Source organism: Micromonospora arida (genome assembly GCF_042873195.1).
Classification (GTDB): Bacteria; Actinomycetota; Actinomycetes; order Mycobacteriales; family Micromonosporaceae; genus Micromonospora; species Micromonospora arida.
Window position 1 is genome coordinate 190067 of record NZ_JBIALC010000002.1, and the last position, 21932, is coordinate 211998.

Below are 21932 nucleotides of genomic sequence, written 5' to 3' on the forward strand. Positions count from 1 at the left end.
CCGCCACCCCGACCTCAGGCCGCCCCCCGGCAGCCCCGCCCCGACCCTCACACCGCTGAGGCAGCCCTCGCCTCGACCCTCGAACCACGCAGGCGGCCCCTCACGACGCGCAGGCAGCCCCGCGCACCGCTCAGGCGGCCCGCCGCTTCAACTTGCGCCGCTCCCGCTCGGAGAGCCCACCCCAGATGCCGAACCGCTCGTCGTGACCGAGTGCGTATTCGAGGCACTCGGTCTTGACCTCGCAACGCGAGCAGATCCGCTTCGCCTCACGGGTCGAGCCGCCCTTCTCGGGAAAGAACGCCTCGGGGTCGGTCTGCGAGCACAACGCCCGCTCCTGCCACTCCGGCGCGTTTCCGAGCAGGTCGGCCACCTCAAGCTGGCCGTCCATCAAATGCCTCCTTGTCGCGCACCGGCGTCATCGCCGCTGCAACCCCCCACGCGAAAGGCGTGCTTGTCCGTCCGGTCCCGTTTTGTTGCGTTCCGTGCGAACAACCCCATTCAAATTACACGCGTGTAATGCGTGCGCCGTCAAGCCAAACTTGATAATGGAGTCGCCCTCCCGACACCCCCGGTCGGCCACTCGGGCCGTCCAGCCTCGCAACCTGCCCTATCGATTCAGACCCCGGCCGAGTAACGCCCTCTCCGGCGAGTTGCCCGACTTTTCTGCCGTGGCGCTTCTCCGACGAGGCGCCGATCGGACGGCACCAGAGACCTCCACCCCTAAGCTGATCTTGGTGGGGGACAGGTTAACGCGGTGCGGCGCAGACCGCCCGTCGAGCTGCGGACAGCACTCGCGCCTCGTCCACATTGTGGACGAGGCGCGGTGGTGAAACCGTTGCTGCGGGGTCAGCCAGCGGCCCCGAAACCGCTGCTGGGCCAGGCGAACTCGGCTATCTCTCCACCATGGACAGAAATCGTACCGGCGGGCGTACGATCGTCCCACCAGACGGTATAAATTCCGCTCGGCAGATCGGGATAGACCGCACTGTGGAACGAGCCGTCCCGCACCCGACGCTCACGCACCGCCGAGTGGACCCGCCGTTCGTCGTCGCGACTGATCTCGATTTCACGGCCGTGCAGATCCCGACCCGTGTAGACGATCAGGGCGCCGGTGTCGCCGCCCAGATCGAGGACGACGGTCCCGGTCTCCGACGGCCCGTACGCGTGCTCGTGCATCCGCTCGCCCCGCCCCGATCAGGACGCCGCCGGCGGGTTGTTGAACCCGTCGTACGGCGTACCCAGGTAGGGGAAGTTTCCGAGGAACGGCGCGGTCACGTCGGCGGCGCTCAGCCCCGGGGTGACCGCGGCGGCCGCGGCGTCCGGTTGGAACGTCTTGTCCACCAGCGGGACGGTGACCCCGGCGATGGCCCGCAGCGCGATGCTGACCACGTCGTCGCCGACCCGCCGCCCGTTCGGGAACCCGGCCAGGTCGCCACCGAGCACCCCGAACCGGTCCGGACGCCTGGTCGGCGGGATCGCCGTGTTCAGTCGCAGCATGTCGGCCTGCACCTCACCGGTGGCGTTGGTGAAGCCATCGATCAGCCCGGCCGGCACCCCGGTGAGCAGGATCGCCACCAGGTCCGCTCGGGCCTTCTTCGCCTTGGTGAGCTTGTCCAGGTTGGGGAAGACATCCGGGTAGAGCGCCGGCAGCAACGCGGCCAGCTCCGGCTGCTCGACGAACTGGGCGAACCGCTTGTCCTCCGACGGCGGCAGCGAGTTCCACAGGTCCTTCTTGGACATCGGCACGATGACCTCGTTGAACAGTGGATTGCCCAACCGCGAGACCTGGGTGAACGGGCCGGTGCTGGTGTCCGCCCCGCCCCGGTCGCCGAGCACCCGCACCTGTCGGCGCGACGCCGACGTCCACACCCCGATCACCGACGCCCGATCGGCGGCACCGTACCGGTTGGCGCGCCGACGCACCCGCTCCAGCGGCACCTGCACCGCGATGCTGTGCACGTTCATCCGGTCGGTGGCGTTGACCGGCTCCCCCTCGGCCTTGAAGATCTTCTTCCCGGCGACGTGCAGTTGCTGGAACGGCCGCAGCGTGCCGAGGTCGAAGATCGCCCCGAGGTCGACGAAGAACCCGTCGGCGCGTTGCCCGGCGAAGACCCGCTCCCCCGTGGAGAGCGAGTAGGTGGCCTGCCGCACCAGGTCGGCGTACTTCGGGGTGGACAGCGGGCCGACGTTGCACGGCGGGCAGGGCAGCTTGTGCGCCAGCCGGTGCTCGCGGCCGTCGGCCACCCGGGTCAGGCTGTAGAACTGCCGCCGGTTCCAGTTCTTGCTGTCCAGTGAATCGATCGGACCGGTGTTGTAGAGAAAACTGTTCGGGTTGGTGATCTCGGTGGTGAATTCGAACCGGTAGGTGACATCCGGACGACCGTCGCCGTCGTTGTCGATATGGATCTCGTACCGCACGTCGTCGCCGAACTCGAAGAAGTTCGGGCCCCCGGAGGGAAGCTGCAACGGCACGTAGTTGGCGATCAACGTGACCGTGTCGCGTTTGTCGGGGCTGACGAACGCGTACAGGTCGGAGCTGTCGGCGACCGGATCCTTGGCTATCTCCGGGGCCTCGCGGTGGGAAGACATGACGGACCAACCTCACTGGGCGGGGACAGGATGTCGGGGCGGAGGGTCGGGTCAGCGCCGGGCGGCGCGCCGCAGCCGGTCCGCCAGGCCGCGGTCGCGTACCTCGATGCGCGTCTCACCGACGAAGACGTCCATCGTTCCGGAGCCGGCGTCACGCAGGTGCACGATGATCGGTTCGTCGGCTCGTCCGGCCGCGCCGGGGGCGTTCTGCGCGGCCGACAGGCCCGGCACGGTGAGCGCGGCGGCGCCGAGGGTGGCGCTGGCCGCGGCGGTCAACGTCTGCCGGCGGGTCAGTCGCGGCCACTGCCGCTTCCGCTGATCACTGGTCATGGGCAACCTTTCCGGCGGTGGCGCGAGCGCGCCCGCGGAGACGGACGGGTCCGGTGCCGTCTCGCGACGCCGCCGGGCCCCTGAGGGGGACACCGGCGGCAGTCCTCGCCGCGACCGCCACCGGCATCGCGTGGTACGGCCGGTGGCGGGGAAAGGTTCGACGTCAGGGCCGGGCGTGACCGTACGCAGTCGACCGCTTGCGCGCCGGGCGACCGGCGGCCTTCGCGATGGCCCGCAACTGCTCCTCGGTACGCGCCGAACCGTTGTCGGAGCCGGCCATCCGGGAGATGGTCTCCTCCATCAGCGTGCCGCCGAGGTCGTTGCAGCCGCCCTGGAGCATCGCGAGAGTGCCCTCGTCACCGAGCTTCACCCAGGAGCACTGGATGTTGTCGATCCGGCCGTGCAGCAGCAGCCGGGACATGGCGTGCACCACCCGGTTCTCCCGCCAGGTCGGGCCGGGTCGGGCGATACCCGCCAGATAGATCGGAGCATTCGTGTGCACGAACGGCAGCGCCACGAACTCGGTGAACCCGCCGGTGCGGTCCTGCACCCCGGCCAGCACCCGGAAGTGCGCCAGCCACTGCCCGGGGTGGTCGACGTGGCCGTACATCATCGTGGAGCTGGACCGGATGCCCAGCTCGTGGGCGGTGCTGACCACCTCGACCCAGGCGGCGGCCGGGAGTTTGCCCTTGGTCAGCACCCAACGCACGTCGTCGTCGAGGATCTCGGCGGCGGTGCCCGGGATGGTGTCCAACCCGGCCTCGCGCAGCTGGAGCAGCCACTCACGGACCGGCACCCCGGCCTTCGCGGCGGCGGTGACGATCTCCATGGGCGAGAACGCGTGCACGTGCATCTCGGGCACCCGGGCCTTGATCGCGCGCACGATGTCGGCGTACCCGGTGACCGGCATCTTCGGGTCGATGCCGCCCTGGAGGCACACCTCGCTGGCGCCGAGGGTCCACGCCTGCTCGGCCCGGTCCGCGACCTGTTCGACGGAGAGCCGGTACGCGTCGGCGTCCCGCTCACGCTGCGCGAACGCACAGAACCGGCAGCCCACATAGCAGACGTTGCTGAAGTTGATGTTGCGGTTGACCACGTAGGTGACGTCGTCGCCGACCGTCGCGCGGCGCACGTCGTCGGCGAGGCGGCACAGCTCGTCGAGCGCCGGCCCGTCCGCGCCGAACAGCGCCAGCGCGGCATCGGTGTGCCCGGGGTCGAGCAGCGCCGCCGGGTCGTCGGCGGCAAGCCGCAGGCCGGCCGCCAGGTCACGGTCCGCACCACTCCCGGCCGGTGCCACGGGTACGCCCTCCCGGCGGGCCGTCGCCTCCGGGGTGACCTTGCCAGCGACCTCGGACCAGTCGCCGTAGACGCTGTCGAAGTCGCCGCGCCGGTCATCGGTGCGGCCGGTGGTGTCGATGGTGGCGTGCAGGTCGACCCGCCCGCCGAACACCTCCTCCGGCTCCTGCCACGGTCGTCCCTGCGGCATCGCCGACTCGACCGCCATGCCCGTCGACGGATCGGCCAGGGCACCGACGTGCGGCAGCAGCCGCGGATCGAGCCACGGATCACCCGCGCGCACGTACTCCGGGTAGATCGTCAACCGCTCCCGCAGCGTGAACCCGGCCAGCTCGGTGTGCCGGGCCAACTCGTCGATCTGCGGCCAGGGGCGCTCCGGGTTGACGTGGTCGGGGGTGAGCGGTGAGACGCCACCCCAGTCGTCGATGCCGGCGCGCAACAGCAGGTCGTACTCGCCGGCGATGAGGTTCGGCGGGGCCTGGATCCGGGCCTTCGGGCCGAGCAGCAGCCGGGCCACCGCCACCGTGGCGGCCAGGTCGTGCAGCTCCGCGTCCGGCATGCCGCGCATCGCCGTGTCCGGCTTGGCGCGGAAGTTCTGCACGATCACCTCCTGGAGGTGCCCGTACTCCCGGTGGGCGCGGCGGATCGCGAAGAGCGCGTCCACCCGCTCCGCCGGGGTCTCCCCGATTCCGATCAGGATGCCGGTGGTGAACGGCACCCCGACCCGCCCCGCGTCTTCGAGCACCCGCAACCGGACCGCCGGCTCCTTGTCCGGTGAGCCGAAGTGCGGGCCACCCGGCTCGGACCAGAGCCGCGTCGCGGTCGTCTCCAGCATCATGCCCATGCTCGGCGCGACCGGCTTGAGCCGTTGCAGCTCCGACCAGGACAGCACCCCGGGGTTGAGGTGCGGCAGCAGACCGGTCTCCTCCAGCACCGCCACCGCACAGGCGCGCAGGTAGTCCAGGGTCGAGTCGTAACCGCGTTCGTCCAACCAGGTCCGTGCCGCCGGCCAGCGTTCCTCCGGCCGGTCACCCAGGGTGAACAGCGCCTCCTTGCAACCCTGCGCGGCACCGGCCCGGGCGATCGCGAGGACCTCGTCGCGGTCCAGGAACGGCGCCGGCAACCGGTGCGGCACTGTCGCGAAGGTGCAGTAGTGGCAGCGGTCCCGGCAGAGTCGGGTCAGCGGAATGAAAACCTTCTTGGAGTACGTGACCGCGCCCGGCCGCCCGGCGTCCCGCAGCCCGGCGTCGCGGATTCCACCGGCGAGCCGGAGCAGTTCGTCGAGCGCGTCGCCACGAGCGGACAGCAGCGCGGTCGCCTCGTCGACATCCAGCGCCCGCCCGTTCGCGGCCCGGCCCAGGGCCCGCCGCACGCTCGCATCGCTCGGGCCGGAGTGGGTGCGATCAACCATCCACTCACCCTATGCGCAGCCCGACGCCACCCGACCATTCCCAGCCCGCACCGTGGGAAACGGCACTGAACGATCACGGCAACGCCTGCCGCGACAGGCAGAAGCTGAACCCGCTGGCGGCCCTCTGTCAACCACGCGACCCCGTCGATCGTGGAAGTCGTGGTCGGCGACGGCTCCCGCCCATCCCCGCTTACCTGCACCGCACCCCGGCGATTACCGCGTCCCGCCCCGCCCTCATGCCCCGCCCTCATGCCTCGCCCCACGCCTCGCCGCGTCGATCAAGGAGTTGTGGTGCCGGAGGTCCGCGATCTTGCAGTTTGTGTCCCGACTTAGGGGACATCTCACTCGTTTCGACTACCGAAAGTCCAAGATCGGCGCGGTCTTCGGGTCAGCGGGGCTGGTCGGGGTGGTCGTTGGGCCTGATGTGTTGGGTGCGGTCGGTGTCCGGGTCGACGGGGTGGGAGATGACCTCGGTCGGGTCGGCGGACTGGCGCGGAATCGCCTGAGTGGGGTCGGCCGACGGCGGCTGCCCGAACGGCGGCGGCGCGGCCGGGGACGGCGGCGCCGACTGGGGAGCGGGGTTCGCCGGCGGCGCGGACTGCGGTGCCTGGAACGGCGGGGCCGACTGCGGGAACGGCGGGGCCGACTGCTGGGCCTGGAACGGCGGCGACTGCTGGCCGTACTGGCCGGCCTGCGGGTAACCACCCGGCTGACCGGCCTGCGGGTATCCGCCGGGCTGACCGGGGGCGGGCCAGCCACCCTGCGGCTGGCCGCCGGGCTGGCCGCCGGGCTGACCCGGGGCCGGCCAACCGCCCTGCTGCTGCGGCCAGCCCGCTTGCGGCTGGCCGTAGACGCCCGGCTGGGGCTTGGGGCGCGGCACGTAGTAGTGGGCGCGCCAGATGGTGTAGACCACCCAGGCGGCGATCGCGAAGATCACCATCCAGGCGAACCGGGTGAGCACACCGAGCAGCGCATCGAGCACCTCGGCCTCGGCCAGCCGGCCCACTGTCCAGATCAGCATGGTCAGCGTGCCGAACAGGGCGCTGACCGCGTACTCGACGACAGCTGCCTGCGTGATCAGCTTCGCCTTCGCCAGCACCGGCGAGATGTGCGTGGCCAGCAGCACCGCCAGCAGTGGGAGACCCACCGCCTCCAGCCCGACGAACGCGTAGAAGGCGCTGCCCGCCCGGTCGGTGAAGGAGCTGTAGTCGTTCGGCGCGATGAGCCGGAGCAGGCCCACGAAGAGGAACACGGCGTTGGCACCAAGCAGCGCGAGCGCGGCGAGCTCCCGTAGCGGCTTGGTCAGCTGGCGGGCCTGCGAAGCGTCAGCGGACGCGGGCTCAGCGGGGCTGGTCACGAGCTCCCCCTCAGGGCATGAACGGACAGGGCGCACGTGAGCCTAGTCTCCCGGGCCACCCACCGATCGGAGGCGTCACGTGCGCGAGGATGGTCGACATGCGCATCGTGGTTCTGGCCGGCGGCATCGGCGGCGCTCGGTTCCTGCTCGGGGTCCGGGCGTACGCCCGTGACGTCGGCGCGGAGGTGACCGCCGTGGTCAACGTCGGCGACGACCTGTGGTTGCACGGGTTGAAGATCTGCCCCGATCTGGACAGCGTCATGTACACGCTCGGCGGGGGCGCCGACCCGGAACGGGGCTGGGGTCGGGTCGGCGAGAGTTGGACGGTCAAACAGGAGTTGGCCGCGTACGGGGCGGAGCCGACCTGGTTCGGCCTCGGCGACAAGGACATCGCCACCCACCTGGTCCGCAGCACCATGCTCAACGGCGGTTACCCGTTGAGCGCGGTCACCGAGGCGCTGGCCAGTCGCTGGGAGCCGGGCGTACGCCTGTTGCCGGCGACGGACGACCGCCTGGAGACCCATGCCGTGGTGGAGGACGACCAGGGTCAGCGCGCGATCCACTTCCAGGAGTGGTGGGTGCGGTACCGGGCCGACATCCTCACGCACCGTTTCGTGTTCGTCGGCGCGGAGACGGCGAAGCCGGCCCCCGGGGTGCTGGACGCGATCGCCTCGGCCGACCTGGTGCTGATCGCGCCGAGCAATCCGGTGGTGAGCGTCGCGCCGGTGCTGGCCGTACCGGGGCTGCGTGCGGCGGTGGCGGACGGCCCGGCGCCAGTGGTGGGTGTCTCCCCGATCATCGGCGGCGCGCCGGTGCGGGGGATGGCCGACCGTTGCCTGGCCGTGCTCGGTGTGGAGTGCAGCGCGGCGGGGGTGGGTCGGCTCTACGGCGGCCGGGCGAGCGGTGGCCTGCTCGACGGTTGGCTGGTGGCCGAGGAGGACGCGGGCACGGTGGTGCCCGAGGTGACGGTCCGCGCGGTGCCGCTGCGGATGACCGACGAGGCGGCGACGGCGGCTATGGTCCGCGCCGCGGTGGAGTTGACGTGAGGCTGGAGATTCTGCCGGTGCTCGGCATCGGTCACGTGACCGAGGGTGACGACCTGGCCGCGGTGATCGCGACCGCCGCGCCGTGGCTGCGCAACGGCGACGTGCTGGTGGTTACCAGCAAGATCGTTTCCAAGGCGGAGGGGCGGCTCGTCGACGTGCCGGCGGACGGGCCGGAACGGCTGGCCGCCCGGGACGAGGTCCTGGCCGGTGAGACCGCCCGGGTGGTCGCCAGCCGGGGAGCGACCCGGATCGTGCAGACCCACCACGGCTTCGTCATGGCCTCGGCCGGGATCGACGCGTCGAACGTGGACAAGACCCGGCTGGTGCTGCTGCCGGTCGACCCGGACGCCTCGGCGCGGGCTCTGCGGGACGCGCTGCGGGAGCGCTACGACCTGGACCTGGCCGTGATCATCAGCGACACGATGGGCCGGCCCTGGCGCAACGGGCTCACCGACGTGGCGCTCGGGGTGGCCGGGATGCCGGCCATCCGCGACCACCGGGGCGAGGTCGACCCGTACGGCAACGAGTTGCAGTTGACCCAGATGGCCGTGGTGGACGAGCTGGCGGGTGCCGGCGAGCTGATCAAGGGCAAGTGCGACCAGGTCCCCGTCGCGGTGGTGCGGGGCTACCTGCCGGCCACCACCCCGGACGACGCCGGTGGCGCGCGGGCGCTGATCCGTGACGCGGCGCAGGACCTGTTCTCGCTCGGTACCGCCGAGGCCCGCGCCGCCGGGCTCTCCGACGCCGCCACCCTGACCGACGGTCCCGGCCCGACACCGGCCGACCTGACCGCGGTACGACGGGCGATCGACGCGGTCGCCGGGGTGGTCGCCCCCGGCACGGTCTTCACCCTGGTCGACGAGGCCGAGGTACGCGCCGGTCTGGTCGCCGAGATGCCCGGGTGGCCGGACGGCGCCGACCTGCTGCTCGGCTCGGCCCCGACGCCCGTCGAGCCGCTCGGTCTGGTCCGCTTCGGCGCCGACCTGCACCGGCTGCGCGTCGCCCTGGCCGCCCAGGGCGTCGGGTCGACCCTGTTGCCGCCACCGCCCGGCAGCCCGGCGAGCGCCGCGCTCGCCCTGTAGCGCCGTCCTCAGCGTGTAGCGCCGTCCTCGGCCTGTGCGAACGGCCGGGTCACGTGTCCAGCATGGCCCGGCCCAGCGGGGTCAACGTGTGCAGCACGCTGTTGCGTTCGCGGTGGCTGACCAGCAGGCCAGCGTTGCGCAGCACCGTGGCGTGCTGGCTCGCCGCCGCCGGTGAGATGTTGAGCTGGCGGGCGACTTCCCCGGTGGTGCAGCCCTCGTCGCTGGCCTGCAACACCGCCGCCCTGGTGCGGCCCAGCAGCGCGGAGAGTGATTCGCGGGCAGCACCGGACGCGGCGCTGGCGTCGGCGGAGACCAGCGCGCCCAGCCGGTCCACCGGGTAGACCAGCACCGGTGGCAGCGCCGGGTCGAGCAGTGCGACCGGGGTGGCCGCGCAGAAGAACGACGGCACCAGCAGCAGCCCACGGCCGTCCAGGTGCAGCTCCCGGCTGTGCGGGTAGCTGCGGACCTCCAGCACCCCGCTCTCCCAGCGCATTGCCGGCCGGAGGCTGGTGAGCAGGCCCTCGACGCCGCCGTCGAGCAGCGCCCGCGCCCGTCGCGCGCGGTCCGCCGCGACCGCGGCCTGGATCCGGCTCCAGTACGGGCTGATCGCCAGCAACCGGTACTGCTCCATCGACTCGGCCAGGTGGTGCAGCGCCGACACCTCACCCCGAGCGAGCGCGGCCGCCGAGGAGGGCAGCTGATTCTCGGCGGCCAGGACGCTCAGGTCCCGTTGCAGCAACTCGACGGGGGTACTGCGGAGCGCGTCCAGCCCGGCCTCGAAGCCCTCGACACTGGCGTACGGGGTGAGGAAGTCGGGGAAGTAGCCACGCGGCGGGTTCAACGCGAAGAGCAGCCGGAGCTGCTCGGAGCCGGAGTCCTGGCGCAGATCCCGGGCCACACTGCGCCGCCAGTTGGCCGTCAGCGGGTCGCGGGTGCGACCGCGCAGCACGTGCAGGCTGAGGACCATCTCCCAGACCGGGTCCGCCGCCGGTGCCACCCGGGTCCGGAGGATGTCCTCCCCAGAAAAGTGGATCTTCAGCATGGAGCACTCCCGTGTCGCCGGCAGGGGGATGCCGGTTGACCGTTCGACTCTACCTGGCCGGCAGTAATCTCCATCTTTAAGCCTGGAATGAAAAACCTCGACGCTTCCGGGGCCGGTTGGGCATGCTTCCCATGCCCGAACACGGCCCCGCGCGTCCTTGACGCCCGTGCTGCCGGGGCACCGGGACCGGGGAGGCCCCGGTGATCGGACGGCACCACGAGGGTCTGCGGCCCTTGCTCCGCGGAGGTGCCGTCCGGTCATCCCGCCCCCGCGCCGGCTCAGCCGACCCAGAGCGCGACCCGATGGTCCTCGTCCGTGACGTAGAACGACCGTCCGTCCAGCTCCGCCACCCCCTCGACGTGGTGGAACGGGGCCAGGTCCGCCACCTGCTCCCCGACGATCCGCCGCCCGTCGCCCGCCTCGCCACCGGTGAGCCGGAAGCGGACGTGCCGGGAGGTGACCGCACCCCCACCCGGATGGTCGTCGAGCAGGACCGACCCCTTGCCCAACGCGTCGATCGACCCGATCACGGCCGCGTACCCGCCGTCCACCGTCGGGGTGATCGCGCGGAAGCCGGTCAGCTGCCCCGGCGGAGTGACAGCGGTCAACACGTACGCGCCCAGCGCCCGCGGCCACGCCCGCTCGGCGGTGAACATGCCCGGCACACCGGCCACCTCGACCAGGATCGGCTCACCGGCATCGGTGACCGGGAAACGCAGCCCGAGCAGCACCGTCCCGGCCGGGGTGAACGCCGCCGCCTCCACGTTCAACGGCAGGTCGTCCGGGGCCAACCGGCTCACCCAGCTCTTCTCCCGGACGGTCCCCCGCGCCAGCGTCTCCACGATGAACCGCTCCCGCACCCGCTCCCCCGCCGGCAGGAGGGTCAGCGGCGCTGCGGCGAGAGCATCGTTCACCGCCCGGTGCAGTCGAAACGAGTTGCGCACCACGTGCACCGGCACCGGTCCGACCGCCGCGTCGTCCTCGCGGAACCGGGCCACGAAGGCGCGTCGAGGTCGCAGCGGGCCAGCCTTCGAGCCGAAGTGGGAGCCGAAGACGTACACCCAGCCGTCGTGGTGGGCGAGCGCCTCACCGTCCTCGGTCCGCCCGTTCTCCACACCGGCGTCCGCCAACACGTGCAGGGCCGTCCACTCCCCGTCGTCGCGCTCCAGCAGCAGCGCGAGGCAGCGCTCCACCGGCCCCTCGTCCAGCACGGTCCAGAAGCCCCGCCGGGCACCGTACGCGCGCAGCAGCGCCGCCGACCGCACCGGCAGCAGATCGCTGGCCTCGTTACCGGCCACCACGAATTCGACGAGTCGCAGGGTCACCGAGCCAGCGTACGGAGCACACGCTCGTACAGTGGCGGGGTGCCCGACACCGTGATTACCGGCCCGACCGCCCAGACGACCGACCCCGAGACGTACAGGGCGCTGCACGCCGACGCCACCGCGTTGCTGGAGGGCTGGCAGCCCACCAGCCCGGACGCGGCCAGCGCGCGGGACCGGACCCTTGCGCTGCTCGCCGCCGGCCCGGTCGCGATGAGCCGACAGCACCGCCCGGGGCACGTCACCGCCAGCGCGTTGGTGCTGGACTCCACCGGCTCCCGGGTGCTGCTCTGCCTGCACGTCAAGTTCGGGCGTTGGGTGCAGCTCGGCGGGCACTGCGAGCCGACCGATCAGACCCTGGTCGCCGCCGCGCTGCGGGAGGCCACCGAGGAGTCCGGGATCGCCGGCCTGCGCATCGACCCGGTGCCGATCGACGTGGACGTGCACCAGGTGCAGTGTCAGGGCGGCTCGGCGCACCACGACGTCCGGTTCGCGGTGATCGCCCCGCCCTCGGCGGTGGAGCAGGTCAGCGACGAGGCCGAGGAGCTGGGCTGGTTCCCACCGGACCAGCTGCCCGAGCCGCTGGCCGGCGGGACCGTCCAACTGGTCGCACCGGCCCTCGCCGCCCTCAGACGTAGCCCTCTTCGCCTCGCTCCTTGAGCTCGTCGACCAGGGTCTTGACGTCCTGCGCCCGGTCGCGCGGGCAGACCAGCACCGCGTCCGGGGTGTCCACCACGATCAGGTCGCGCAGGCCGAGGACGGCCACCAACCGACCCGACTGTGGCACGACCACGAGGTTGCTGCTGTCCCGCAGCAGCACGCCCGGCTTGGCCTCCGTGCCGAGCACCACGTTGCCGGCGTCGTCGGTCGGCAGCACGTCGCCCAGGGTGTGGAAGTCACCGACGTCGTTCCAGCCGAAGTCGCCCGGTACCGTCGCGACCCGACCCGCCGTGGCCGCACCCTCCATCACCGCGTAGTCGACGGAGATCTTCGGCAGGGTCGGCCAGATCGCGCCCAGGACGTCGTCCTGCTCCGGGGTGCCCCAGGCGGCGGCGATCGCGGCGACGCCGGCGTGCAGCGCCGGCTGCTGGCGGGCCAGCTCGGCGAGGAAGACATCCACCCGCCACACGAACATGCTCGCGTTCCACAGGTGCCGGCCCGAACGGACGTACGCCTCGGCGACCTCGGCGGCCGGCTTCTCCTTGAACTCGGCCACCGGCCGCCACGGCACACCCTCGGTCGGGTCGCCGGTCTCCAGGTAGCCGTAGCCGGTCTCCGCACGGGTCGGAGTGATCCCGACGGTCATCAGCAGGCCCTGCTCGGCCCCGCGGACCGCTTCCTGGACCGTGCAGACCCAGCTGTCCGTGTCGCGGATCAGGTGGTCGGCCGCGAAGCTGCCCATCACCGCGTTCGGGTCACGCGCCGCGATCACCGCGGCGGCCAACGCGATCGCCGCGCAGGAATCCCGGGGGGAGGGCTCGACCAGGATGTTCTCCTCCGGTAGCACGGTCAGCTGCCGTGCCACCGCCGCGACGTGCGCGGCACCGGTGACCACAAGGGTCCGATCCGGTGTGGTCAGCGGCGCGAGCCGTTCCACGGTCGCCTGGAGCAGCGAGGCGCTGGTGCCGGTCAGCGGGTGCAGGAACTTGGGATGGCCGGCGCGGGACAACGGCCACAACCTCGTGCCACTGCCACCTGCCGGAATGACCGCATAGAGCATCCGCACATCATGCCCGACGTACCTGCCCAAAGTGGCACGGGTCACCCGCAGCGGCGCGGAGGATCAGGAACGGGCGCGACTCCACGCCGCGATGTGCACCTCGGCGCTGGACTCCCAGGTGAACTCCTTGGCCCGGTCGAACCCCGCCTTTGCCAGCGACAACCGCCGCTGCTCGTCGTCGAGCAGGGCGGCCAGGTCGGTGCCGATCTGCTCCGGGTCCTCCGAGGTGTACGCGACCGCGTCGCCGCCCACCTCGGGCAGCGAGAGCCGGGGCGTGGTCAGCACCGGGGCGGCGCAGGCCATCGCCTCCAGGATCGGCAGACCGAACCCCTCGCCGTAGGACGGGTACGCGGCGACCAGGGCGCCGCCGAGGAAACCTGGCAGGTCGCCGTAGCGCAGGTAGCCGGGGCGCAGCAGACGCAGGTGCGACGGCACCTCGGCCACCGCCCGGTCGATGTCTTCGTCGTGCCCCTGCCCACCGGCGATCACCAGGGCCGGCGGGTCGACCCGGTCAGCCACCGCCCGCGCCCACCCACGGATCAGGTTGGGCACGTTCTTGCGAGGCTCCTTGGCACCGAGGAAGGCGACGTAGCTGCTGTTGCCCAGCCCCAGACGCGCACGTACCCGGGCCTTCTCCTCCTCGGTGGGAGCGTGGAAGGCAGCCTGGTCGACGCCGTGGTAGGCCACGTCGATCCGCGTCGGGTCGGCGTCGAGCAGACGGATCAGCTCGTCCCGGGTGGCCTTGCTGGGCACGATCACCCGGGCGGCGCGGCGCAACGAGGTCTTGATGGCGCTGCGGAAGAACGTGCGGCGCGACTTGTCGTAATGCTCCGGCTCGGTGAAGAACGTCGCGTCGTGCACGGTGACCGTGACCGGACACCCGGCGCGCAGCGGGCAGGTGTAGAAGGGCGAGTGCAGCACCTCTGCGCCCACCTGCTGAGCGAGCAGCGGCAGGCCGGTCTGCTCCCAGGCGAGCCGGGCCGGGCGGTGCGCCACGGCGGCCGGGGCCGGGATGATCTCCGCGCCGGGCAGCATGCGGGTGTAACGCTCCAGATCGGTGCGGAGACTGACCACCGCCAGCTCCACCCCCGACCCGCACACCTTGCCGAGGGCACCGAGCAGACCGTCGACGTATCGACCGACACCACCACGGTCGGCGGGGACACTCGTGGCGTCGATGAGCACGCGGGGCGGGCGACCGGCGGTCACGGGGCGACTCCTTGTACTGGCGGGCTGTGGGGAACAACACTCCGGGGGTAAAGCCTACGCCGGGGCGCGGGGCCGACGCTGACTGCGACCCGACGGTACGCCGACTTGTCATCGTCATCGAGTACGGCCCGCAGGGGCGTATCGTTCGCGCCGATGGCCGACAACATTGCCCGGGTGTTCGCCGACGCGATCGCGACCGACCCGACCCGACCGCTGCTCACCTGGTACGACGACGCCACCGGCGACCGCACCGAACTCTCCGGCGTCACCTTGGCGAACTGGGTGGCGAAGACCGCCAACCTCCTCGTCGACGAGGTCGGCCTCGCGCCGGGCACCCCGGCCGGCGTGCTGCTGCCGCCACACTGGCAGACCGCGGCGGTGCTGCTGGCCTGCTGGTCGGCCAAGCTGAGCGTCGTCGACACGCCGGGCGACGTGGGGGTGCTCTTCGCCGCCGCCGACCAGTTCGACGAGGCGCAGTCCTGGTCCGCCGACGAGCGGTACGCCCTCGGGCTGGCCCCGCTCGCCGCCCCGCTTCGGCAGCTGCCGCCCGGGTTCGCCGACTACGTCGTCGAGGTACGCGGACACGGTGACCACTTCACGCCGCAATCGGGTCCGGGCCCCACGGACGCGCACCTGCTGGGTCGCGCCGAGGCCCGCGCCACCGAGTTGGGCATCCTTCCCGGTGCTCGGGTCCTCATCGACGCCGCCCGGCACCCCGACCCGGTCGACTGGCTCCTGGCCCCGCTGACCCGGGCCGCCACCGTGGTCCTCTGCGCCAATCAGGACCCCGCCCGGCTGGCCGACAGGCTGACCACCGAGAGAGTCACGCACCCCGTCCGGTAGCCGTGCCCTGCGGGACGTCCGACATGTGAGGCCCGCGAGTGGGTTGAGTAGGTGCTGATGCTGCCTTTGCTCTGCTGCCCCCGATGCGCCAGCCGCCACGCACCGACCCTTCCTTTGCTCTGCTGCCCCCGATGCGCCGGCCGCACCGGCGGCCACAGGCCAGTGCGGGACTCCGACTGGCGCATCGGCGGCAGCAGAGCAAAGGCCGAATCCATCCTGGGTCAGGTCCGCGGTCGCCCGACGGACGCGGACGCGGACGCGGACGCGGAACAGGGCGGGGACGGGACCGCCTGAGCCCAGCGCGGGAGATCTCAGGCGGGGGTGCTGTCGGTGGCTCGGCTTTGGGCCAGGGCGGCGAAGGCGGTCAGGGACTCGGGGTTGACCAGGGCGCCCTTCGCCGCGGCCTGGTCGATCGGGGTGCCGGTGAGGATCTTCTTGACCGGCACCTCCAGCTTCTTCGCCGAGAGGGTGCGGGGCACCGAACGCACCTGGTGGATCTCGTCGGGCACGTGTCGGGGTGAGAGCGCCGTGCGCAGTTCACGGCAGATCTTCGCGCGCATCGGGTCGTCCAGCTCCAGACCCTCGGCCAGCACCACGAAGAGCAGCAGCTCACCGGCACCGCCCTCGTCGTCCTCCAGGTGCACGACGACCGAGTCGAGCACCTCGTCGAGCCCTTCCACGACCGAGTAGAACTCGGCGGTGCCGAGGCGCACCCCACCGCGGTTGAGGGTGGCGTCGGAGCGGCCGGTGATCACGCAACCACCCCGCTCGTTGATGGTGATCCAGTCGCCGTGCCGCCAGACGCCCGGGTAGACGTCGAAGTACGCCTCCGAGTAGCGGGTGCCGTCCGGGTCGTTCCAGAAGCCCACCGGCATGCTCGGCATCGGTTCGGTGATCACCAGCTCGCCGAGCTCGCCGATGACCGGCGTGCCGTCTGCGGAACGGGCCTCCACCTTGGCGCCCAACGCCCGGCAGGCGATCTCACCGGCGTACACCGGCAGCAGCGGCACCCCGCCGACGAAACCGGTGCACACGTCGGTGCCACCGGAGAGCGACTGGAGCTGGACGTGGTCGCCGACGGTCTCGTACACCCAGCGGAAGCCCTCGGCGGGCAGCGGCGCACCGGTGGAACCCACGCCGCGCAGCGCCGACAGGTCGGCGACCTCCCGGGGGACCAACCCGGCCTTACGGCAGGCCAGCAGGTACGGCGCGGAGGTGCCGAAGTACGTGGTGCCGGTCTCCGCCGCCAGCCGCCACAGCCCGCCGAGGTCAGGCTCGGCCGGCCGGCCGGGCTCCGCCCGGACCCCCGGGTTGCCGTCGAAGAGCACGATGGCCGCCCCCACCGCCGGGCCGGAGACCAGGAAGTTCCACATCATCCAGCCGGTGGTGGTGAACCAGAAGAACCGGTCGGCCGGGCCCAGATCGTGGTGCAGGGCGAGCATCTTGAGATGCTCCAGCAGGATGCCGCCGTGGCCGTGCACGATCGGCTTCGGCAGCCCGGTGGTGCCCGAGGAGTACAGCACGTAGAGCGGGTGGTCGAACGGCACTGGCGTGAACGTCAACGGCTCGTCGGTGGGTGCGGCCAGCTCGGCCCAGCCCAGCGCGCCCTCGGGCGCGGGGCCCGTCGGGTCGAGGTAGCCGATGCTGACGGTGTGCCGCAACGACGGCAGGGCGGCTCGGATCGCGGCGACCTCGGCACGCCGGTCCACCGGCTTGTCGCCGTACCGGTAGCCGTCCACGGCGACCAGGACGGTCGGTTCGATCTGCTGCCAGCGGTCGGTGACGCTACGGGTGCCGAACTCCGGCGCGCAGGACGAGAAGATCGCGCCCAGGCTTGCGGTGGCCAGCAGCAGGACGTACGTCTCGGTGATGTTCGGGGCGTACGCCGCCACCCGGTCACCGGCGGTGACGCCGAGCCGGCGCAGCCCGGCCGACACCCGGCGGACCTGCTCGCGCAGCTCACCGGCGGTCAACGTGACCGGCGGGCGGGTCTGCCCGTGAGAGATCACCACCGGGTCGTCGTCGGCCCGCCCCGGCATCCGCAGCACGTTCTCCGCGTAGTTGAGCGTGGCGTCGGGGAACCAACGGGCGCCGGGCATCCCCCGCTCGGCCAGGGTGGCGGTCGGCGGGGTGTGCGCGATCACCTCGAAGTGGTCCCAGATCGAGCGCCAGAACCCGTCCAGATCGGTGGTGGACCAGCGCCACAGCGCGTCGTAGTCGGCGAAGTCCAACCCGCGGTGCTCCCGCAGCCAGCGCAGGTAGGCACCGATCCGGGACCGCTCACGTACGTCCGCCGGCGGCGTCCACAGCATGTCACCCACTGCTCCACCCTCCCCCTGGCCCGACACGACACTGTGACTGGGCCGTGGCGCCATCTTGCCCTACCTCGAAGCGCCATTCTGCGCACCGGGTAGGCCAACCGACGCGTGCCCGTCCCACACTCCAACCTGCCACCTCATGTGGGTCAGCCGGCGCGGTGGGCCTGGATGGCGCGGCGGCGGGCCAGCCGGTGCGCACGGCGGATCTCCGCCTCCTTGTACCGGCGCTCGTCCTCCGCCGTCTCCGGCAGCACCGGGCGGACCGCCCGCGGCGCCCCACCCACGTCCACGCCGACGAACACCAGGTACGCGGTGGCCACCCGGACCGGCGCATCCTCGGCCGAGTCCCACCGTTCGGCGACCACCCGCACGCCCACCTCCATGGAGGTCTGGCCGGTCCAGTTCACCTGGGCGTGCGCGTGCACCAGATCGCCGACCCGGACCGCCTCGGAGAAGACGATCTCGTCGATCGCCGCGGTCACCGCGGTCCCGCCGCTGTGTCGGGCGGCAGCCGCCCCGGCCACGTCGTCGACGAACTTCATCAGAACCCCGCCGTGCACGGTGCCGTAGAGGTTGACGTCCACCGCGGTCATGATCTTGCTGAGAGTGACGCGCGAGTACGACGTCGGCTTGCCGGTTGGAGCGGCGGAGAGGTGCTCAGTCATGTCGAAAACGGTACGGTGCGCGGATGCGACATCTCTGGAGCTTCCTCGCCGGGCTGGTGGTGGCGCCCATCACCTGGGTGCTGGTCACACTGGGGCAGGACGGGTCGAGCCGGACGGTTGACCGTTGGGTGGAGATCGGCACGTTCAACACCGCCAACCTGATCGAGCCGGCCGTGTACCTCGGTGTCGGCGGTGTTCTGCTGGGCCTGCTCGGCACGCTGCGCTTCTCACCGCTGGGCCCGATGGTGGCCGGTGCGCTGCTGGTCACCCCGTACATCGGGATGTTCGTGGCGCCCTTCTCGGTGCGGGACGCGATCCCGCACGAGTGGAAGGTGTTCGGCGATCCTCTGCCGCTGCGACTGCCCGTGGAGAACGGCACGCTCTTCCTGCTCGGCCTGCTGCTGCTGATGGCGACCTTCAGCCAACAGCGTTGGCGGCAGTGGCCGAGCCCGGCGACCGAACCGGCCACTGCACCCACCCCCGCACCGGACGGAGGCCCCCGTAAGGACGACTTCACGTTGACCGACTGGCCGGCCCCCGCGCCTGCGGAGCGCGACACCGCGCCCCTCACTCTGGGTTACCCGGCCGACCCGACAGCGACCGATCCGCTGCCCCGACGGGTGGGCGGCGAATCACCCTGGTCCGCCCCACCGCGTGGCCAGCCGCGCCCCGAGGACACCACCGAGATCCGCTGATCGTCGGGGCGGGCCGGGGGACCGGCCCGCCCCTTTCGTCTCTTTCGAGCTAGTGCAGCGCGACCGCCAGATCCGGGTCGACGGTGCCGAGGCTGGCGCGGGGCACCACGAGGAGCATGACGATCAGCGCGGCGGCCATGCCGCCCGCGATGACGATCGCCATCGGTACGCTCCCGGTGCCGAACAGACCGGCCAGTGGCGCCGACACCGCGCCGATGCCGAACTGCACCGCGCCGAGCAGCGCCGCGGCGGTGCCAGCGGCCTCGCTGTGCCGGCTCATGGCCAGCGCCGGCGCGTTCGGAAGGGCGAGGCCGGCGGCGGCCAGGACCAGCCACAGTGACGCGAGCAGGGTGGCCAGGCCACCGAAGCCGGTCACCGCGAACATGACCAGCAGCAGTCCTGCGGCCGTGCCGGCGATCAGGGCGGCGACCAGGATCTGCTGCGGGGTGTAGCGGCGCAGCAGCCGCACGTTGAACTGGGTGGCCCCGATCAGGCCCACCGCGCCGGCACCGAAGGCGATGCCGAACTGCTGCTCGTCGAGGCCGTACTCCTGCTGGAGCACGAACGACGAACCCGAGACGTACGCGAACAGTGCCGCCATCGCCAGCCCGGCGACCAGCACCAGGCCGACGAACGCCCGGTCGTTGACCAACCCCCGGTAGTCGCGCAGGGTGGCGCGCACCCCGCCGTGCCGCCGACGCGTCACCGGAAGGGTCTCCGGGAGCCGGAGAGCGGCCACGACGATCAGCAGCGCGCCCAGCACCGCCAGGGCCGCGAAGACGCCCCGCCAGTCGGTCCAGCTCAGCAGGCCGCTGCCCAAGGTCGGCGCGAGGATGGGCGCCAGGCCCATGACGAGCATCAGCCGGGAGAAGATCCGGGCGAAGGAGGCGCCGCTGAACAGGTCGCGGACCACGGCCGTCGCGACCACCGTGGCGGCGGCGACGCCGAGACCCTGGAGTACGCGCAGGCCGCCGAGCACCGCGATGTTGGGTGCGAAGACGCACAGGACGGAGGCCACGATGTGCGTGGCCAGCCCAGCCAGCAGCGGCACCCGCCGTCCGACCACGTCGGAGAGCGGCCCGATCAGCAACTGGCCCAACGCGAGGCCGACCAGCGTGCCGGTCAGTGTCAACTGCACAGCGGTCTCGGTGGTCTGCAGTCCCGCCGTGATGGCTGGTAGCGCGGGCAGGTACATGTCGATGGTCAACGGCCCGATCGCGATCAACGCGCCCAGCACGAGGACGAGCTGCGCCCGCTGACGGTTGGTCATCGCGTCGCCGGGCAGCACCTCTCGCGCGACGGTGGAATCGCGTTCGGTCTTCTCCACCAACTGCTTCATCATCTCGATCTCTCTGCGGAAGCTGATGCGTCGTCACGAGCGGCGGCGCGGGGCGTCACCGGGACCGCGCGGAGGCGGCACGGTGTGCGGTGCTCGGCGGTGGGCTGCGTGTATGTGACGAGGCAGGGGTCGCGGCGGGGACGGCCGGGTCGGCGATGATCCAAGGGTGATTCTGTCGGTCGGCAACACCTCGGCGGCGGGTGACGTTCCCGGTGTGTGGGGAGTCACCCCGCCCCACCCGGCCGCGCCCACTGTGACCGGGGTCACAATAGGATCAGAACCGGGACCGGGGTACGCGTCGTCTTGCCTGGTGTGAAACGAAGTCTGGACGGGCTCGACGAGGGTGAACTCCTTCGCCGCGTCGCTCGGGGCGACCGGCGCGCGTTCGACGCGCTGTACCGGCGTACCGCCCCGTGGTTGACCGCGCGACTGCGCCGGCGCTGCGCCGACGAGGACGTGGTGGCCGAGGTGTTGCAGGAGACGTACCTGGCCGTCTGGCGGTCCGCCGGCAGTCAGGCGCAGTCGTCAGGGGCCTCCGGCAGCGCGGTGGGCTGGCTGTGGACGATCGCCGCGCACCGGTTGATCGACGCGTTCCGCCACCGGGCCCGGCGCGAGCGGATCCCGGCGGTGCAGACCTTCGAAACGGTGGCCCCGGCCGCCGAGGAGGAGGCGCTGGCCGGCGGGATGGACGCCAACCTGGAGCGTGCCCTGCACGAACTACCGGCGGAACTTCGTCAGGTGCTGCGTTCGATGGTCCTCGACGGGTTGACCGCGCGCGAGACCGCTCTGCTGCTCGGCATGCCGGAGGGGACCGTGAAAACCCGCGCGAGACGGGCCCGAATCGCACTCCGGGAGGCGCTGTCATGACCACTCACCCGACTCCCACCCTCATCTCCCAGTACGCCTCCGCTGGCGCCGGCGTCGACGACGCGACCGTCTGGGCGGTCGAGGCGCACCTGGAGACCTGCGCCGCCTGCCGGGCGGTGCTGACGGACGCCGTCGACCCGGGCACGCAGGAGCTGTTGGACCGGGTGGCGGACGGAATCGCCACCGGGATCGCCACCGGCCCGCGTCCGGTACGCCGTCGCCGGCAGCTGCGCACCGGGGTCGCCGCACGGGTGCTGCCCTGGCTGGTCACCGCCACCGGGCTGATGCTGGCCGCGGCCCTGTTCGAGTGGACGTTCGACAGCCTGCCGTCGCTGGTGCTGCTGATCGCGCCGGTGGCGCCGCTGCTGCCGGTGGCGGCGGTCTGGAGCCGACGCTTGGACCCGGCCTGGGAACTGACGGCCACCATGCCCCGTACCGGCCTGCCGCTGCTGATGCGCCGCACGTTGGGGGTGCTGTCGGCGGTCCTACCGGTGCTGGCCGTGGCGGGCTGGTTCACCGGGCACTCCCCCGGGCTCTGGTTGCTGCCCGTCCTGGGGTTCACCGCCGGCGCGTTGGCGCTGGGCCCGGTGGTGGGGGTCGAGCGCGCCGCACTCGCGTTGACCGTCGCCTGGTCCGCCGGTGTGGTCGTACCGAGCCTCGCCGACGGCCAACTCCCGGCGATCCTCACCGGCAGCAGCCTGCCGGGGTGGGCGCTCGCCACAGTGGCGTTGACGGCCGTCGTCCTTGGTCAGGCCCGGCGACGGCCAGACGAACCGCACCAGAACCTGCTGCACCGATGAC

At 72.0% G+C, this 21932-nt stretch carries 20 protein-coding genes; 7 read left to right on the forward strand and 13 right to left on the reverse strand.

The window, feature by feature from the left end; genetic code table 11:
* Positions 1–130: 130 nt before the first annotated feature.
* The 6 genes from ACFYP0_RS07530 to ACFYP0_RS07555 all read right to left on the reverse strand — a co-directional run bounded on the left by ACFYP0_RS07530 (position 131) and on the right by ACFYP0_RS07555 (position 6983).
* Positions 131–388, reverse strand: coding sequence for a WhiB family transcriptional regulator (locus ACFYP0_RS07530; RefSeq protein ID WP_007455784.1), 258 nt, complete (start codon positions 386–388; stop codon positions 131–133).
* Between the two features lie 458 nt (positions 389–846).
* Entirely contained in the window at positions 847–1176 is a 330-nt protein-coding gene (locus ACFYP0_RS07535; protein WP_355494408.1) for a phospholipase, read from the reverse strand.
* A gap of 18 nt (positions 1177–1194) precedes the next feature.
* Positions 1195–2589 carry a DUF4331 domain-containing protein gene (locus ACFYP0_RS07540; protein WP_355494409.1) on the reverse strand — a complete coding sequence of 465 codons (1395 nt, stop codon included), beginning with the start codon at positions 2587–2589 and terminating at the stop codon, positions 1195–1197.
* Positions 2590–2640: 51 nt separating this feature from the next.
* Positions 2641–2919 carry a hypothetical protein gene (locus tag ACFYP0_RS07545; RefSeq protein ID WP_124853463.1) on the reverse strand — a complete coding sequence of 93 codons (279 nt, stop codon included), beginning with the start codon at positions 2917–2919 and terminating at the stop codon, positions 2641–2643.
* Positions 2920–3082: 163 nt separating this feature from the next.
* Positions 3083–5626: a bifunctional FO biosynthesis protein CofGH gene (locus ACFYP0_RS07550; RefSeq protein WP_355494410.1), complete on the reverse strand. Its 2544-nt coding sequence runs from the start codon at positions 5624–5626 to the stop codon at positions 3083–3085.
* Positions 5627–6014: 388 nt separating this feature from the next.
* The gene (locus ACFYP0_RS07555) at positions 6015–6983 is read right to left on the reverse strand and encodes a hypothetical protein (RefSeq protein WP_386995024.1); all 969 of its coding nucleotides are present in this window, start codon (positions 6981–6983) and stop codon (positions 6015–6017) included.
* Between the two features lie 98 nt (positions 6984–7081).
* On the opposite strand from ACFYP0_RS07555, the gene cofD reads away from it, so the two are divergent.
* Entirely contained in the window at positions 7082–8029 is a 948-nt protein-coding gene (cofD, locus tag ACFYP0_RS07560) for a 2-phospho-L-lactate transferase (protein WP_112582431.1), read from the forward strand.
* Positions 8026–9111 (forward strand): coenzyme F420-0:L-glutamate ligase, encoded by a 1086-nt coding sequence (locus tag ACFYP0_RS07565; protein ID WP_355494412.1) that lies wholly within the window; start codon positions 8026–8028, stop codon positions 9109–9111. Before cofD ends, ACFYP0_RS07565 begins: the two co-directional genes overlap by 4 nt.
* A 49-nt stretch (positions 9112–9160) precedes the next feature.
* On the opposite strand, the gene ACFYP0_RS07570 is transcribed toward ACFYP0_RS07565, so the two are convergent.
* Positions 9161–10153 (reverse strand): ArsR/SmtB family transcription factor, encoded by a 993-nt coding sequence (locus ACFYP0_RS07570; protein WP_355494413.1) that lies wholly within the window; start codon positions 10151–10153, stop codon positions 9161–9163.
* Positions 10154–10431: 278 nt separating this feature from the next.
* The gene (locus ACFYP0_RS07575; protein ID WP_355494414.1) at positions 10432–11478 is read right to left on the reverse strand and encodes a hypothetical protein; all 1047 of its coding nucleotides are present in this window, start codon (positions 11476–11478) and stop codon (positions 10432–10434) included.
* Positions 11479–11517: 39 nt separating this feature from the next.
* On the opposite strand from ACFYP0_RS07575, the gene ACFYP0_RS07580 reads away from it, so the two are divergent.
* Positions 11518–12135, forward strand: a complete 618-nt coding sequence (locus ACFYP0_RS07580; RefSeq protein WP_208740952.1) for an NUDIX hydrolase — start codon at positions 11518–11520, stop codon at positions 12133–12135.
* On the opposite strand, the gene ACFYP0_RS07585 is transcribed toward ACFYP0_RS07580, so the two are convergent.
* Both ACFYP0_RS07585 and ACFYP0_RS07590 read right to left on the reverse strand, forming a co-directional pair.
* Positions 12104–13195: a mannose-1-phosphate guanylyltransferase gene (locus ACFYP0_RS07585; protein ID WP_124854753.1), complete on the reverse strand. Its 1092-nt coding sequence runs from the start codon at positions 13193–13195 to the stop codon at positions 12104–12106. The two genes, ACFYP0_RS07580 and ACFYP0_RS07585, sit on opposite strands and share 32 nt — an antisense overlap.
* Before the next feature lie 63 nt (positions 13196–13258).
* Positions 13259–14404 (reverse strand): glycosyltransferase family 4 protein, encoded by a 1146-nt coding sequence (locus ACFYP0_RS07590; RefSeq protein ID WP_124854751.1) that lies wholly within the window; start codon positions 14402–14404, stop codon positions 13259–13261.
* 153 nt (positions 14405–14557) lie between these two features.
* On the opposite strand from ACFYP0_RS07590, the gene ACFYP0_RS07595 reads away from it, so the two are divergent.
* Complete coding sequence (locus tag ACFYP0_RS07595; protein ID WP_355494415.1) at positions 14558–15247, forward strand: TIGR03089 family protein; 690 nt, start codon at positions 14558–14560, stop codon at positions 15245–15247.
* A 311-nt stretch (positions 15248–15558) separates the two neighbouring features.
* Here the strand turns inward: ACFYP0_RS07595 and ACFYP0_RS07600 are convergent, their stop codons facing one another.
* The gene (locus ACFYP0_RS07600) at positions 15559–17568 is read right to left on the reverse strand and encodes an acetoacetate--CoA ligase (protein WP_356978012.1); all 2010 of its coding nucleotides are present in this window, start codon (positions 17566–17568) and stop codon (positions 15559–15561) included.
* Between the two features lie 143 nt (positions 17569–17711).
* Positions 17712–18230: an acyl-CoA thioesterase gene (locus ACFYP0_RS07605; protein ID WP_091394150.1), complete on the reverse strand. Its 519-nt coding sequence runs from the start codon at positions 18228–18230 to the stop codon at positions 17712–17714.
* 23 nt (positions 18231–18253) lie between these two features.
* Here ACFYP0_RS07605 and ACFYP0_RS07610 point away from each other — a divergent pair, with 23 nt between their 5' ends.
* Positions 18254–18925: a hypothetical protein gene (locus ACFYP0_RS07610; RefSeq protein WP_124854745.1), complete on the forward strand. Its 672-nt coding sequence runs from the start codon at positions 18254–18256 to the stop codon at positions 18923–18925.
* 49 nt (positions 18926–18974) lie between these two features.
* Here the strand turns inward: ACFYP0_RS07610 and ACFYP0_RS07615 are convergent, their stop codons facing one another.
* Entirely contained in the window at positions 18975–20267 is a 1293-nt protein-coding gene (locus tag ACFYP0_RS07615) for a multidrug effflux MFS transporter (RefSeq protein WP_355494417.1), read from the reverse strand.
* A gap of 309 nt (positions 20268–20576) precedes the next feature.
* On the opposite strand from ACFYP0_RS07615, the gene ACFYP0_RS07620 reads away from it, so the two are divergent.
* Both ACFYP0_RS07620 and ACFYP0_RS07625 read left to right on the forward strand, forming a co-directional pair.
* The gene (locus ACFYP0_RS07620) at positions 20577–21131 is read left to right on the forward strand and encodes an RNA polymerase sigma factor (protein ID WP_355494418.1); all 555 of its coding nucleotides are present in this window, start codon (positions 20577–20579) and stop codon (positions 21129–21131) included.
* A complete protein-coding gene (locus tag ACFYP0_RS07625) occupies positions 21128–21931 on the forward strand; it encodes a zf-HC2 domain-containing protein (protein WP_355494419.1) in 804 nt (267 codons plus the stop codon). The genes ACFYP0_RS07620 and ACFYP0_RS07625 overlap by 4 nt, the downstream gene beginning before the upstream one ends.
* Position 21932 lies beyond the last annotated feature (1 nt).